A 14,338-nucleotide genomic window follows, 5' to 3' on the forward strand; every position below is an offset into this window, starting at 1 on the left:
TACTTTTTTATAATTACTGAACCATCATAGCTCTTTTGGCTTCAGCTTCAAGATTTAGGTAAGGCTCTCCTTCAACAGTAACTCCTACCGCCTGAATCGTTCCGCCCTCAAATTCACCTGGAGATTTGTACAGATTACTTACATTGTCTCCGCTGTCGTAACCAACACATAAACCATCACCCGAAAGTGTGAATTTAGCAGGTTGCGTTCGCATAGGTCCTTCAGCAACAATATCTTCATTGATATATAGTTTTGTTTGCCCGATAGACTCTCCATACTCACCAGCTTTTTCTCTGGTAAATTCCATACCGAGTGTATATTTCCCTGGTTTTAAAGTAGTGTTAGACGTAAAAACTTGTTCTGGTTTAATCCCCAAGAAATTATACACATAGTAAAGCTTCTTGTCTTTAATAAAGAGCGCATGCCCTCCAAATCGTGAACCGTGGGCAAATAAAACTCCGTTGGCGTTAGGATCTGTAATTTCAACATTCGCCAAGATTTTATAATCACGTCCCCTCACATTTACTGCTACACCTTCTGGTACAGGAGCTGTATTAGGATAGTACACATAGCGGTCTTTAGATTTTTCCTGTGTTGGTCTTTCTATGGTTAAAATTTCGGCTGCACTTCTGTCGTCTAAAGGTAATACTTTGTTGATTTCTGCTTGTTTAAACCATTCGTCAATAAGCTCTTGAAGTTTTTCTGGATTTTCTTCAGCTAAATTATTAGATTCAGAACGGTCTTCTGCAACATGGTATAATTCCCATTCATCTTTATCGAAATTACCTTTACCACTAATTGGAGCATGCACAGCTGCTGCTTTCCATCCGTCTTTCCAAATACCTCTTGTACCCAACATGGCATAATATTGTACATGTTTTTGGGTTGGAGCATCGGGTTCGGCATCAAAAGTATATGCCATAGATACACCCGACAATGGAGTTTGCTTAACACCGTTGTAAACTTCAGGCATTTCGATACCACAAGCTTCCAATAAGGTAGGAACGATATCTACTGAATGATGATATTGATGTCTAATTTCTCCTTTAGCTTTAATTCCTTTTGGCCAAGAAATTACAAGCGGATCATTAGTTCCACCTGCATATTGCGAATAACGCTTAAACATTTTAAAAGGTGCTGAGAATCCTGCTGCCCAACCAGTAGGGAAGTGGTTGTAAGTATCTGGTCCTCCTAGAACATCTAAATATTTCATGTTTTCTTCCATACTATCTGGATACCCGTTAAAAAATTTATTTTCGTTTACAGAACCGTTCGGACTTCCTTCTCCAGAAGCACCGTTATCTGCAGCGTAAAGAACGATGGTGTTTTCTAACTGTCCAGTTTCTTCTAAATAATCTATTATACGACCAACTTGAGCATCAGTATATTCAGAAAAACCAGCATATACTTCTGCCATTCGTGCGAATAATTTCTTTTCATTATCATTTAATTCGTCCCATGGGCGAACATAATCTGCAGGATTAGCCATATTTTCTGGCATTGGGTTAAAATCTGCCATTCTTGTATCTTCAGGAATTATTCCTTTTTCCTTCATTCGTTTTACAACCCAATCGCGATAAGCATCATAACCATCGTCAAACTTACCTTTATATTTGGCAGTGTATTCAGCAGGTGAGTGGTGCGGAGCGTGGTTGGCTCCTGGATTGAACCACATATAAAAAGGTTTTGATGGGTTGGTAGCATTTTTGTCTCTCAACATAGTGATTGCTTGATCGGCTAAATCTTTAGACAAATGATAACCCTCTTCTGGCGTTGCAGGTGCTTCAATGAAGTGATTGTCCATAACTAAATCTGGATACCAGTTGTTGGTTTCACCTCCTAAGAATCCGTAAAAGCGGTCAAAACCAATTTGAGTAGGCCATTCCGAGCGACTAGCTCCTGGAGCAATATCTTGTTCAGGAACGTTATGGTTTTTACCAATCCAAAACGTACTGTAACCATTATCACGCATTATTTGAGCAAAAGGAGCACAATCATCTGGTACACGACCGTTGGAGCCAGGAAAACCATCTGCAGTTTCGGTAATAGATGCCATTCCGTTTAAATGATGATTTCTTCCGGTGAGAATTGTAGATCGCGTTGGCGAACATAGTGCAGTGGTATGCCACTGTGTATAGGTAAGTCCGTTTGCTGCCAATTTATCCAATGTAGGCATATTGATACGTCCGCCATAGGGAGACCACGCTCCTAAGCCAGTATCATCATACAAAATAAATAAAATGTTTGGAGCTCCTTCTGGAGCCGATTTTGGTGTGTAAGCAGACCAATCTGATTTTGAATCTCGAATGTCTAAAGCGATGGTTCCTTTAAAATCACTCTCTTTGTCCGCTTCTGTTGCTGTAGTTGATTTATTAGACTGATTACACGAGAATAGTGTTGCAAGTCCGATAACCAATGCAGATAGTTGAGAACTATACTTGGTTTTCTTCTTCATAATTACTAGGTTTTTTGTTGATTTATATGAAAGAATTTACGTTAAATTTAAGTATTAATTTTCATTAAATTCTATTTTTATTTAGAAATCGAAGATGTTTATTTTTCTGAAAATCAATTTGTTGTTTTTATTCTGAAAAGATAAAGGAGGAAAATAGTAGAAATAAAAAAAGGTTATCAAAACTGATAACCTTTTTTGTCGGGGTGGCAGGATTCGAACCTGCGACCTCCGCGTCCCAAACGCGGCGCGATAACCGGGCTACGCTACACCCCGAAAACTTTGTGAGTAAAGCCCTGCTTTAATTTACAAATAAAATCTGTTGCTTAAAGCGGGCACAAAATTACAATTAATTTTTAGTTTAAAACAAATAAAAAGCTGTTTTTTTATGCTTTTTTAAAACTAGACAGTTTTGTACGTTGGAAAACAGAAGGTTGAGTGTTTATTTTTTTGATTATATTTCAAGAAAATAAAACAGATGAAAACTAAATATTACCTACTTATTTTGATTGTCTTCCAGTTTGCTTGTGCTCAAGAGGATAAATCGATTACTACACCTAGTGAAATAAATTATAAAATTGAAACAGTTGTAGAAGGCATTAACAATCCGTGGGGAATGGTTTTTTTACCTGACGGAAGTTTGCTAATTACCGAAAAATCTGGAAAATTATATCAGTATAAAAATAATGAGAAAATAGAGATAGCCCATAATTTATCGGTTTACAATAGAGGGCAAGGAGGATTGTTAGATGTACAGCTTCATCCTAATTATAGCGAAAATGGGTGGGTGTATTTGTCGTATGCATCAACCGAAGGAGATGAGGAAGGAGGGAATACTGCAATTGCAAGAGGGAAGCTTTCTGGAAACAAATTAACTTCAGTAGAAGTTCTTTATAAAGCCACTCCAAATACCACAAAAGGGCAACATTTTGGTTCTAGAATAGCTTTTGACGATGAGGGGTATTTATATTTTTCAGCAGGAGAAAGAGGAGAGCGTGATGTAAATCCGCAGGATATTACCAAAGATGGCGGGAAAATTTATCGTTTACACGATGATGGTCGTATTCCAACTGATAATCCATTTGTAAATATACCAAATGCAAAAAAAGCAATTTACAGTTACGGTCACCGCAACCCGCAAGGGATGTTAAAACATTATCAAACAGGAAAAATATGGGTGCATGAACACGGGCCACAAGGGGGTGATGAAATTAATGTGATTAAAAAAGGAGCAAATTTTGGGTGGCCAATAATTACCTACGGAGAAAATTACAACGGAACAGCTATTACCGATATTACTAAAAAAGAGGGAATGGAACAGCCACTATACTATTGGGTGCCATCGATTGCGCCAAGTGGGATGACTTTTGTTACTTCGGATGTTTATCCAGATTGGAAAGGGAGTTTAATGGTGGGCTCTCTGAAATTTGGCTACTTAGAGCGTTTAGTTTTAAAAGATAATAAAGTTGTTAAGCGGGAAAAACTAGTTGAAGGCGAAGGGCGAATTCGTAATGTTATTCAAGGTCCAGATGGTTATTTGTATGTAGGTGTTGAAAGTAAAGGTGTTGTGAAAATTCTTCCAGAATAAGCATAAATTTTAAGTTCTTAAATTGTGTTTTGTATGCAATTTAATTACATATTCTTGATAATTCAGTATAGCATTGTTTACTTTAAGAACAATACTTTTGCATTAGAAAACTAGTTTTAAAACATTAAATGGGCGCTATTACAAACAAAAAAGCATTATTAGCATTAGCAATTGGTGGTTTTGGTATCGGGATGACAGAGTTTGTTATCATGGGGATACTTCCAGATGTTGCATCGGCACTACAAATTTCAATTCCAAAGGCTGGACATTTTATTTCTGCATACGCTTTGGGTGTTGTTGTAGGAGCTCCCTTGTTAACCAGTGTTGGAAACAAATGGGCACCGCACAAAATGTTATTGTATTTAATGCTTTGGTTTACGGTTTTTAATACACTTTCTGCCTTTGCAAATAGTTATACTTTATTATTAATTTCTCGATTTTTATCTGGACTTCCACATGGAGCTTTCTTTGGAATAGGAGCTGTTGTTGCAGGAAAATTGGCTAAAGAAGGTAAGTCTGCAAAAGCAATTGCAACTATGTTTTCTGGTTTAACAATTGCCAATGTTATTGGTGTGCCGTTGGGAACTTACGTAGGGCATCATTTTCATTGGAGTTTATCGTTTATGATTGTTGGGGTAATTGGTGTGTTAACGATGTTGAGCATTTATTTTTGGATGCCCGAATTAACAACAGAACCAACTAAAGGCGTGAAAAGCGAATTTAAAATATTTAAAAAATTAGATTTCTTAGGACTTATTGTTTTAACAATGGTTGGTACCGGTGGCTTTTTTGCTTGGTACAGTTATATTGCTCCGTTAATTACAGATGTTGCTGGTTTAAACGAAAACATAGTGAGCTACGCCATGGTTATTGCTGGGCTAGGAATGGTTGTTGGGAATTTTGTTGGCGCCAAGCTTGCTGAGGTATTTTCTCCACTTAAAGCTGTAATTATCAGTTTAGGAATTATGGTCGCTGTTTTGGTAATAAATAGTTTTGTTGCGCAACATGGTTATGTTGTTTTGTTGATGACTTTTATTATCGGGATGATTGCTTTTACCGTTTCTACACCTATTCAAATGGCGGTGATAAATAGCGCTAAAGGTTCGGAAATGCTAGGTTCGTCTGCCAATCAAAGTGCTTTTAATATGGGAAATGCTTCTGGAGCTTATTTCGCGGGTTTACCAATTGCTTATGGTTTAGGGTACACTTCTGCGAGTATTGTAGGAGCTATCATGGCATTTAGCGGTGTTGTTTTGGCGGTTTCTATTTTATATTTCAGAAAACAAAAGGCCGAAAAGAAAGCTGTTGCATATCAAAATTGATTTTATTCTAATGGCTTATAGCGCATTTTGATTTGTAACGCTGTTTTGTTGTTGCTACTTTATGCGAAATAGACGAACTTCGTTTGAGTAAAAATTTTCTTATGAGTTTACAGGTACAAACCAATACAATTCAGCTAAAAGCTATTTCATATACCACAAATCATCGTACAATTTTAAATGATATTTCTTTAAATATCCCAAAGGGGACTTCCCTCGCTATTGTTGGGAATTCGGGAAGTGGAAAAACTACTTTGGCGCGTATTATTGCTGAAGAAAAGAAAGCGACAAGCGGAACATTTATCAATCCGTTTCAAACGATATTTGTGTCTCAACAAGACCATTTTAGTGAAATTTCGGGAATGTCGAGCACGTATTACAGTAAACGTTATGAGTTTCACGATTACGAAAATCAGCTTAAAGTAAATCAGTATTTAGAGAAATTGAAAGTGCAAATCGGTTTAGATAAGTCCGATACTCATGAAGATTCGTTGCTTCAATATTTTGGAATTGCACATTTGGTAGACAAAAATTTACTTCAGTTAAGTAATGGAGAACGTAAAAAATTGCAATTGGTTTCCGCTCTTATCCAACAACCCGAAGTATTGGTTTTAGATCAACCTTTTACAGGTTTGGATGTAGCTTCTCGAAAATTATTGGTCGATTATTTAGCTGAATTACAATTGAAAGGCATCAGTGTTATTTTGGTTTGTGATGGGGTAGAAGTGCCAAGTTTTGTGAATAATGTAGTTGTTTTAGCTGAAGGAAATATAATTGCTGAAGGAGTTCCTTCCAAAGTGAAAATGGACAGTTTGGAAACAACTTCCATAGATACGTCTGTTGATATTGACGATTTACTTGCTGAAAATTCTAACCGATTTGAAACTGTTGTTGGGATGAAAAATGTAAATGTCTCAATGAACGGAAAAGCTATTTTAAATGATATTAATTGGCAAATTAAGCAGGGAGAATGTTGGGCTCTTGTTGGCCATAATGGAGCGGGAAAATCTACTTTATTGAGTTTGATAACTGCTGATAATCCGCAAGGATACCGCAACGACTTAACCTTGTTTGACAGGAAACGTGGTAGCGGAGAAAGTATTTGGGAAATAAAGCAACACATTGGTTTTTTATCGCCCGAGCTTCATTTGTATTTTATGCGTGGCAAAGGGATTGCAAATAGCGTTCCTGGAATTATAACTTCCGAAGAAAATTACAGTACGCTTACCTGTTCCGATGTTATTATTTCTGGGTTTAAAGACGAAATCGGAACGGTTTCTATCCCTACAAAACATCAAGAAGATATTGCTGTGCAGTGGCTAAATCTAGTTAAATTGTCTCATTTAGAAAAAGCGCTTTTTGTCAATGCATCATTAGGAGAACAAAGGGTTTTGTTGTTGCTCAGAGCTTTGGTTAAAAGTCCGTCGTTACTTATTTTAGACGAACCTTGCCAGGGAATGGATGCAAACCAAACGCAATATTTTAAACGATTATTAGACCGTATTTGTGTGTCAAAACACATTACAATGATTTATGTTTCGCATCGTTCCGAAGAGATTCCAGAAAGTGTTTCCAACATACTTACCTTAAATAATGGAAGTGTAGTTTTATAAGAAAGTGTTCGCTTTTATTTCATTTTATTGTTAAAAATTTAATGATTGATTGTGTTTTTTATACATTTAGAAAGGAAATTGTTTTTTTAAGACATAATTTCCTGAAATAATTAATCAATCTAAATTCAATCTAGTGAAAAGAACTACTACCAAACCTACAGAAAACTCCAGAAGAAATTTCATTAAAAACACAGCCTTAGCCTCTTCATTTTTAATAGTTCCACGACATGTTTTGGGTGGCGTTGGCTACCTTGCACCAAGCGATCGTTTAAATATTGCAGCTATTGGAGCAGGAGGAAAAGGACAAAGTGATATTGTAAATGCATCGGTTAACGGAAGGGAAAATGTGATTGCTTTATGCGATGTTGATTTTTCTGGATCGGCGGCTGCCACCGTTAAAAAGTTTCCGAAAGCAAAATTGTATGCCGACTTTAGAGAGATGCTCGATAAAGAAAAAGATATCGATGCGGTAACTATTTCTACTCCAGACCACGTGCACGGACCTGCTGCAAAATATGCTATGGAGCGCGGAAAACATGTGTATGTGCAAAAACCAATGACGCATAATATTAAAGAAGCTCGTATGCTTACACAGATGGCTAGAGACCAAAAAGTGGTAACGCAAATGGGGAATCAAGGAGCTTCGAATCCGTTGCTAGATATGGTTCAGAAATGGGTAGACTCAGGGAAGTTGGGCGCTATTTCTAAAGTTGAGGTTTGGACAAACAGACCCGTTTGGCCGCAAGGAGGGGCTATGCCTTTACCCGATCCAAGTAAAAAGCCAGAGGCTTTAAATTGGGATTTGTGGTTAGGGCCTTCCGCTAAAACTGAATATATCCCGAATATACATCCGTTTAACTGGAGAGGTTGGTGGGAGTATGGAACTGGTGCATTGGGAGACGTTGGTTGCCATTTAATTGATATTCCGTTTAGAACTTTAAATTTAATGTATCCAAAAGCGGCAGAGTGTAGTGTAAGCTCAGTGTTTTCGCAAATGTGGACTCCCGATTATCACCCAGAGGGATGTCCGCCTTCATCTTTTATTTCTATTGATTTTGATGCTACGGACAAAACCAAGTCGCCTTTAAAAATGACATGGAGCGATGGAGGAATTCGTCCAGCACATCCAGATATTATTCCAGCAAATAGCGATATAGGAGGGAGTGGAAGTGCCAATGGTGTGTTGATTCATGGCGAAAAAGGGATTGTGTCTACAAATATAAACGACAGCTCTCCGTTAATGCCTAAGTTGTATTTAAACGACGGAACTACAGAGTTTGGTCCTGAGGTTGAGGAAATGCAAGAACCTGAATACGGTCACCAACGCAAGTGGGTAGATGCTTGTAAAGCTGGATTTAATAGTAAAGAACACAAGGCGCTTACTTCTTCTTTTGATTATGCGGGCCCAATGACAGAAACTGTTTTAATGGGGGATTTAGCAATTAGAAGTTATATGTTGAAGCGTGAAAATAGCAAAGGCAACGAAGAGTTCTTCGGACGTAAAAAATTACTTTGGGATGGTGAAAATATGAAAATTACCAATCTTGAAGAAGCCAACCAATTTGTTACAAGAACGTACCGCGAAGGTTGGCAGATGTAAAAATTAAAATATTGAAAGTCTGAGGCTGTTTTAATAAGATTCAAAACGTCATTTTAGATTTATTTTTCAGAGTCTCATCATATTTTTTAATAAGATGGGATTCTGAATCAATCTTAATTTGAAGAAAAATCTAATTTTTCAGGCAGTTTTGTATTTTTTCTATATTTGTTTTCAAATTTATGATGTAATGAAATTAGTTTATAGGTTAATTGCTCTTGTAGTATTTATGCAGTTTGTTAGTTGCTCGGGTAGCGATGATAATGCTTCGGAAGTGGAAGAACCAAATGTAGAAGTGGAGTTAGTTTATTATAATTACGAACTAAATATCGATGAAAACACATTTGTTTGGGAGTATGAAGTTAATTTTAAAAACACATCTAAAACCGATGCGCATGGTTATGCACAAATATATCATCGGCAAGGTACTGATGATAGCTACATAGAAACATATACTAATGATGGTAAAAGTAGATGTAATATTATAAAAGGTGGAGAGACCTGCGTATATACTTTTTATTTATCAGATAGTTACGATCCTGCTTTAATTTCACCTGACTTTGATCAGTATTTTAGTAAGGGAGTTTATATTTTTGATGCAGAATAATTTTATTTATCGTAAGGGAATTTACGAGTAGATTTTCGCATCATGGCTTCAATGATGTCGTACGTATTTTTACCAGACTTTCGAGTGATTACTTTTTCGTATTTCCACAAAAGCTTTCCAGTGTTTCCGTCACTTAATTTAATGGCAATTCTTCCGTAATCTGATGTTCCAGAAACAAAAGACATCAAGTCGAAATCGGTAGAAACGCCTTCAGAAATTAATGCATTCAGTGTTAAATCTCCAGAAATAATAGCATCTACATTTAGCATTTTACACAAATCTTGCGTGGTGTAAATATCTAAATTGAGTAAATCAATCCCTTCTTGAGAGAGAATTGCATTGGTGTTATTGATGTCTTGAAATTCGATTCGGTAATCTTTTCGTTTGTGCATTTTTAGGAAATACGTTTCCAATGCATTTTGTACTTCGTAGCCTTCTTTTTCTTGAAGTTTTTCTAATTGAGCATCAGATAAATCTTTATTTTCTAATTCTAACCGAGCTTCAAACGGAATAATAGCAACTGTTTTGTGGTCTTTGCTTAATTCATCAAAAGAGTCGCTTTGGTAAATTGTTTTTTGACTGTAACCAAAAGTGCTTACTAAAAGTGTTGCGAGTAAAAAAATGTAACTTTTCATTTATAAATCCCTCAAAAGGTTGTGAGTTTATCTTTGGTGGGCAAAAATATTGAAATATGATACGATTTCTTTAACTTTTGGTGTTGTATTTTCAATATTTAACGTTTCGTTTACAGCCAAAAATTACTTTTTAAAATACGTAGCTTTAAAAGTATTGGTATTTCCAACATTATCGGTAACTACAATTTCTAAATTGTTTTCGGTGTTTTCAAAATGATGATCGCTTAAATTGTACGTAAGCATGTTCTTTTTGTATTCGTACTCCACTAAAATCCACTCTCCATTGATTGTGGCGCGGTAAGTGTTTATGCCACTTAAATCATCGGTTATTTTAACTTTAATATCGTTGTGAGTAGATATCCATTGTCCGTCGCTAAAATTTATAGGTTTGATAGTTGGAGCTACCGAATCTTTTACAATTTTAAAGGTTCCAAGATTTCGAGTTCGCGTACTTAAAACATTTTCTTTTCGATACGTGTACTCATACGAATAATCGCCTTTGTCGGACACATGTGCAATAAAAAGTTTGTCTTTGTCTGCTGTGTTTTCATCTTTTAAAGGAATGCTTAACGTGTAATTGTCTTTTACAGGAATACTTTCGTTATGAACTACAATAGCATCGTTTTCGTCTTTTAAATTGATGAAAAAGTTGTAATAAAATGTGTTTTCAGGAAAAAACAAAGAAGCATCACCAACGGTAAAAATATTATCGCGATTTGCAATGAGGTAAGCACCTTCATTTTTAATTGAAGAGCTGTTTGTAAGTCCTTGTGCTGTGCCTTCAACAGGAATAATTACAGTGCTAGTATTTCCAGCTAGGTCTGAAACTTCCATAGTTATTTGGTAGTTCAAGCCATTGTTAATGTTAATAAGTCCGTTGTTTTCTCTCTTTTTATAGATGCTCAGTTTATTATAAGGCTCCACAAAGCATTTTTGAATTCGGTGTCGGTTTTCAGCATAAACAGGATAGTCAATTAAGGTGTTTATGTAACGACTTTCAGCAAAAGAAAAAGTCTCAAAATCATATTCAAAATATGAAGCGCCATTTACTTTAGTTGCAACTTTGTATGCCCCATTTTTATTGTAAGCCATATCAAGCTGGTCGTAGGTTTCAACTCCCAAACCGATGGTGCCCGAAGCGTAAATTTTATCGGCTAAAAGTGTCCCGTTAGGCTGTGGAGTTAGTCTAAGTTCGATAGGGTTTTTGGTATTGTTTATTGCTGAATTATCTCCGATAGGATATGCGTGAACACCCAAAATTCGCGGTGCTTTGGTGTCTTTTACGTGATAACCAAAAAGTAAAGGATTGATTGGTTTTTCTTGTGAATCTCGAAGTTCGAAATGCAAATGCGGACCCCCGCTACCACCAGTATTTCCACTTAGTGCTACGAATTGTCCTTTTGTTACTTTTAATTCATTTTCAGAAGGGAAAAGCTCTATTTCGTACGATTGTTTTTTGTATTGTTCTTTCTTTAAAAAAGCTTCAATTTCAGGAGAAAACTTTTGTAAATGTCCGTACACAGATGTATACCCGTTTGGGTGTGTAATATAAAGAGCTTTTCCGTAGCCATAATGCTGAACTTTTATTCTTGAAACATATCCTTCGGCAGCAGCATAAACATTTAAGCCTTCTCGTTGCTGAGTTTTAATATCTATTCCTGAATGAAAATGGTTGGAACGCAATTCTCCAAAGGTTCCCGCTAAAACAAATTGAATATTTAAAGGCGATTGAAAATAATCTTGAGGATATTGATTTTGAGCGTTTGTAAATTGAAAAAATAAAATACAGATTAAAATGAAATAGCGCATGAATAGACAATTATGATGGCGTAAAAATAAATAAATGATGATTAACGTAGAAAAAACTATGCTAAAAACTTAAAATTGGTTATCTTAGTATGAATAGCATAAAGATTAAAAAAAGAAATTTTTACAAACTGTTGTGAAGTACGTAAAGGTATGTTAACTTTGTAAAGATATGTGTTGAATATTGCATGTATGAGTGAACTAATAGAAATTGTTGATTCTCTGGAAAATAAGATGATGAAGTTGCTTCAAAAATTGGAGCAACAACAAAAAATAAATCATCAATTAAAAGAAGAATTGGCGTATTCGAAAAATGAAAATAAGGATTTAGCCCTTTCAGTTATTCAATGGGAGGAAAAATATGAATCGCTCAAACTAGCAAATTCAATGCTTGGCAGTAATGAAAATAAAACAGAAGCTAAGCTTAAAATAAATACTTTAATTCGAGATATTGATCAATGTATTGCGCAATTATCCGAATAAAACGTTCTAATAATAATGGGAGAAAAGCTTAAAATCAAGATATCGATTGCAGATAGAGTTTATCCGCTTACTGTAGAGCCTTCACAAGAAGAAGGACTTCGTAAAGCAGCTAAAACGATTGATAATTTGATTAAGCAATTTGAGCAGAATTATGCCGTAAGAGACAAACAAGATGTATTGGCTATGTGTGCTTTACAGTTTGCATCTAAGGTAGAACAAGAAGGTATTGATGCGAATAAAACAAGTGAAGAGGTAGAAGAACGTTTAAAAAACTTAAACGCGATGCTATCGAAACACTTAAGCTGATAATAAAATGTTCTTTTAAATAAAATAATGTTACTGCCTACATTGGTTGTATTTTTTTGACAAACTCAACAAGTATTTTTTAAAAAAGGTGAGTTCAAGTTGTAAAAGCAAGCCGCTCCTCTGATTAGTTTCAGATAAAGGAATCGCGGATCCTTGATCAGTTTGGTAGCCTTAAACCTGTTTTTTGGAGTTTGTACAAAACTTCAATACCAATGTAGGCTTTTTTATTAAATATACATATGTAAAGATGGATACTACTATATTGATAATTGTAGGAATAGTTGGCGTTGCAATTGGGTTTGCAGTTGCCAAAATACTAGAAAAGAAAAATGCTACGAAACTAATATCTGGAGCAAAAAAAGAAGCTCAAAAAATATTAAAAGAAGCTAAAAATGAAGGCGAGAGTATAAAAAAAGATAAAATACTACAAGCGAAAGAAAAGTTTTTAGAACTAAAAGCAGAACACGAAAAAGTAATTATTTCTAAAGATAAAAAAATAGCTGAAGCCGAGAAACGCACAAGAGATAAAGAGTCTCAAGTTTCAAACGAATTGGCAAAAAGCAAAAAATTAAACGCCGAAATAGAGGCGAAAAATAAGGATTACGACTACCGTTTAGACTTTTTAGATAAAAAGCAAAGCGAAATAGAGAAGCTACATAAAAGCCAAATCGAACAACTAGAAGTAATCTCCGGATTGTCTGCAGATGAGGCTAGGGCACAATTGGTAGAATCGTTAAAAGCCGATGCCAAGAGTGATGCCATGGCATACATTCAAAATACTTTAGAGGAAGCAAAACTTACCGCACAACAAGAAGCTAAAAAAGTTATTGTAAATACTATTCAGCGTATTGGAACTGAAGAAGCGATCGATAACTGTGTGTCGGTATTTAACCTTGAGTCCGACGATGTTAAAGGTAGAATTATCGGTAGAGAAGGACGTAATATTCGTGCTTTAGAAGCTGCAACTGGAGTTGAAATTATTGTTGATGATACTCCGGAAGCTATTATTTTATCTTGTTTTGATTCAGTAAGAAGAGAGATCGCAAGATTATCGCTTCACCGTTTGGTAACCGATGGTAGAATTCACCCAGCGCGTATTGAAGAAGTTGTTAAAAAGACTAAAAAGCAAATAGAAGAAGAAATCATTGAAGTTGGAAAACGTACAGTGATCGATTTAGGAATTCACGGTTTACACCCAGAATTAATTAAAGCTGTAGGACGTATGAAATACCGTTCGTCTTACGGGCAAAACTTACTACAACACTCTCGTGAAGTAGCAAAACTTTGTAGTGTGATGGCTGCCGAACTTGGTGTGAATCCAAAAATGGCAAAACGTGCCGGACTTTTACACGATATTGGAAAAGTTCCAGAAACCGAAATGGAAACTCCACATGCTATTTTAGGTATGGAGTGGGCAGAAAAGTATGGTGAAAAGCCAGACGTTTGTAATGCGATTGGAGCTCACCACGACGAAATCGAAATGAAATCGTTATTAGCGCCTATTGTTCAGGTTTGTGATGCAATTAGCGGAGCTAGACCAGGAGCTAGACGCCAAGTATTAGATTCATACATTCAACGATTAAAAGATTTAGAAGAAATAGCCTTTGGATTTACAGGGGTTAAAAAAGCATATGCAATTCAAGCCGGTAGAGAGTTACGTGTTATTGTAGAAAGTGAAAAAGTAAGTGATGATAAAGCATCAGAATTATCTTTTGAGATTTCTCAAAAAATACAAACAGATATGACATATCCAGGGCAAGTAAAAATTACAGTAATTAGAGAAACAAGAGCTGTAAATATTGCTAAATAATATACTTTAATAGTTTGTGAAAAAGTCCAGCTTAGTGCTGGACTTTTTTGTTTTTACATGGTTCGGTCTGTTTTTAATAGTAAACTTTTTGTGTAAAAATGCGCAATAGTTGTAACTTAAAA

11 protein-coding genes, 1 tRNA gene and 1 other RNA gene are annotated in these 14,338 nt (G+C 35.7%); 9 read left to right on the forward strand and 4 right to left on the reverse strand.

Annotation, left to right across the window (positions count from 1 at the left end; all coding sequences use genetic code 11):
* Positions 1-13: 13 nt before the first annotated feature.
* The gene (locus tag JMA43_RS05035) at positions 14-2,455 is read right to left on the reverse strand and encodes an arylsulfatase (RefSeq protein WP_342155289.1); all 2,442 of its coding nucleotides are present in this window, start codon (positions 2,453-2,455) and stop codon (positions 14-16) included.
* A gap of 198 nt (positions 2,456-2,653) precedes the next feature.
* Positions 2,654-2,728 (reverse strand) — tRNA-Pro (locus JMA43_RS05040).
* 202 nt (positions 2,729-2,930) lie between these two features.
* On the opposite strand from JMA43_RS05040, the gene JMA43_RS05045 reads away from it, so the two are divergent.
* The 5 genes from JMA43_RS05045 to JMA43_RS05065 all read left to right on the forward strand — a co-directional run bounded on the left by JMA43_RS05045 (position 2,931) and on the right by JMA43_RS05065 (position 9,176).
* Positions 2,931-4,040: a PQQ-dependent sugar dehydrogenase gene (locus JMA43_RS05045; protein ID WP_342155290.1), complete on the forward strand. Its 1,110-nt coding sequence runs from the start codon at positions 2,931-2,933 to the stop codon at positions 4,038-4,040.
* A gap of 128 nt (positions 4,041-4,168) precedes the next feature.
* Positions 4,169-5,362 (forward strand): MFS transporter, encoded by a 1,194-nt coding sequence (locus tag JMA43_RS05050; protein WP_342155291.1) that lies wholly within the window; start codon positions 4,169-4,171, stop codon positions 5,360-5,362.
* Between the two features lie 101 nt (positions 5,363-5,463).
* Positions 5,464-6,972, forward strand: coding sequence for an ATP-binding cassette domain-containing protein (locus tag JMA43_RS05055; RefSeq protein ID WP_342155292.1), 1,509 nt, complete (start codon positions 5,464-5,466; stop codon positions 6,970-6,972).
* A gap of 133 nt (positions 6,973-7,105) precedes the next feature.
* Entirely contained in the window at positions 7,106-8,572 is a 1,467-nt protein-coding gene (locus JMA43_RS05060; RefSeq protein WP_342155293.1) for a Gfo/Idh/MocA family protein, read from the forward strand.
* Positions 8,573-8,759: 187 nt separating this feature from the next.
* A complete protein-coding gene (locus JMA43_RS05065) occupies positions 8,760-9,176 on the forward strand; it encodes a hypothetical protein (protein WP_342155294.1) in 417 nt (138 codons plus the stop codon).
* A gap of 2 nt (positions 9,177-9,178) precedes the next feature.
* On the opposite strand, the gene JMA43_RS05070 is transcribed toward JMA43_RS05065, so the two are convergent.
* Both JMA43_RS05070 and JMA43_RS05075 read right to left on the reverse strand, forming a co-directional pair.
* Entirely contained in the window at positions 9,179-9,811 is a 633-nt protein-coding gene (locus tag JMA43_RS05070; protein WP_342155295.1) for a hypothetical protein, read from the reverse strand.
* Between the two features lie 123 nt (positions 9,812-9,934).
* Positions 9,935-11,620 carry a M23 family metallopeptidase gene (locus JMA43_RS05075; protein WP_342155296.1) on the reverse strand — a complete coding sequence of 562 codons (1,686 nt, stop codon included), beginning with the start codon at positions 11,618-11,620 and terminating at the stop codon, positions 9,935-9,937.
* 189 nt (positions 11,621-11,809) lie between these two features.
* Here JMA43_RS05075 and JMA43_RS05080 point away from each other — a divergent pair, with 189 nt between their 5' ends.
* From JMA43_RS05080 to rny, 4 genes are all read left to right on the forward strand, one after another.
* Positions 11,810-12,100: a hypothetical protein gene (locus JMA43_RS05080; protein WP_342155297.1), complete on the forward strand. Its 291-nt coding sequence runs from the start codon at positions 11,810-11,812 to the stop codon at positions 12,098-12,100.
* Positions 12,101-12,115: 15 nt separating this feature from the next.
* On the forward strand, positions 12,116-12,406 hold the full coding sequence (locus tag JMA43_RS05085; RefSeq protein ID WP_342155298.1) for a cell division protein ZapA: 291 nt from the start codon (positions 12,116-12,118) through the stop codon (positions 12,404-12,406).
* 63 nt (positions 12,407-12,469) lie between these two features.
* A non-coding RNA gene (ssrS, locus tag JMA43_RS05090) (6S RNA) lies at positions 12,470-12,599 on the forward strand.
* A 54-nt stretch (positions 12,600-12,653) separates the two neighbouring features.
* Entirely contained in the window at positions 12,654-14,216 is a 1,563-nt protein-coding gene (gene rny, locus JMA43_RS05095) for a ribonuclease Y (RefSeq protein WP_342155299.1), read from the forward strand.
* Positions 14,217-14,338: the final 122 nt, after the last annotated feature.

The organism is Joostella sp. CR20, assembly GCF_038433465.1.
Classification (GTDB): domain Bacteria; phylum Bacteroidota; class Bacteroidia; order Flavobacteriales; family Flavobacteriaceae; genus Galbibacter.

Excerpts from the sequence above, each read along its gene's own strand:
- JMA43_RS05035 (WP_342155289.1), bottom strand. The coding sequence starts at position 2,455 with ATGAAGAAGAAAACCAAGTATAGTTCTCAACTATCTGCATTGGTTATC.
- JMA43_RS05045 (WP_342155290.1), top strand. The coding sequence starts at position 2,931 with ATGAAAACTAAATATTACCTACTTATTTTGATTGTCTTCCAGTTTGCT.
- JMA43_RS05050 (WP_342155291.1), top strand. The coding sequence starts at position 4,169 with ATGGGCGCTATTACAAACAAAAAAGCATTATTAGCATTAGCAATTGGT.
- JMA43_RS05055 (WP_342155292.1), top strand. The coding sequence starts at position 5,464 with ATGAGTTTACAGGTACAAACCAATACAATTCAGCTAAAAGCTATTTCA.
- JMA43_RS05065 (WP_342155294.1), top strand. The coding sequence starts at position 8,760 with ATGAAATTAGTTTATAGGTTAATTGCTCTTGTAGTATTTATGCAGTTT.
- JMA43_RS05070 (WP_342155295.1), bottom strand. The coding sequence starts at position 9,811 with ATGAAAAGTTACATTTTTTTACTCGCAACACTTTTAGTAAGCACTTTT.
- JMA43_RS05075 (WP_342155296.1), bottom strand. The coding sequence starts at position 11,620 with ATGCGCTATTTCATTTTAATCTGTATTTTATTTTTTCAATTTACAAAC.
- JMA43_RS05080 (WP_342155297.1), top strand. The coding sequence starts at position 11,810 with ATGAGTGAACTAATAGAAATTGTTGATTCTCTGGAAAATAAGATGATG.
- JMA43_RS05085 (WP_342155298.1), top strand. The coding sequence starts at position 12,116 with ATGGGAGAAAAGCTTAAAATCAAGATATCGATTGCAGATAGAGTTTAT.
- rny (WP_342155299.1), top strand. The coding sequence starts at position 12,654 with ATGGATACTACTATATTGATAATTGTAGGAATAGTTGGCGTTGCAATT.